Here is a 702-nt window from a genome sequence, read left to right as displayed (position 1 = left end):
AGTGAAACTCCGTTCGTTGGAAATTTTTTGTCGATTCATTGTCTTTATTTTAGCACAGGTCAGTCTAATCGTTTTAGGAAATGGTAGGTAAGGTAAAGCTACTGCATCAAGTAATATGACTAAATCACTTTATCCGTACATTTTACCAATCAAAAACCGAACAGGTGTGCTATAATTGACGCTAGTTGAAAATGAAGTTTTCATTTAGGTTAGCCACATCATGTGGTATCATGGAGAGTGAAAAAGCGTAGATATTGCGTTTTAACTGAAATGATCCGATAGCCAAATAGGCTTTGGCTAAACAGGTATAGGATGACTAGTAGAAAGTAGGTGTGGGAACGTGGATGAACATCATGTAGCAGAAGAAATTACTGCATTGAAGAGTGATTTGCAGGGGATGATTGAAAAAATTGATGCTATCAATGAGGAATGGGACAAATTATTGATTTCTTCCCATAACTTGAAAATGGAAAATTTTTATTTACGTGAACGGGTACAAGAGTTAACGGAATTAAACGATAGTTTATCGCAAAATACTGCGAAAACAGATGAACCTGCTGACGAGGATACGCCACAGGTGATGTCAAAAGCCCGTCAAAATCTTATGAATATCTACGAAGATGGCTTCCATATTTGTAATATTTCCTACGGTCAACGCCGAGGAAATGACGAACAGTGCATGTTCTGTTTAGATATTCTGTA

At 37.0% G+C, this 702-nt stretch carries 1 protein-coding gene; it reads left to right on the top strand.

The genetic code is table 11. From position 1 onward, the window contains the following. Positions 1-340: 340 nt before the first annotated feature. The coding region (locus ACRCJ0_RS17670; protein WP_431391454.1) for an initiation control protein YabA at positions 341-702 on the top strand (362 nt) is incomplete at its 3' end.

This window comes from Aerococcus sp. L_32, from assembly GCF_050689315.1.
This window is presented reverse-complemented; position numbering and strand designations above follow the sequence as displayed.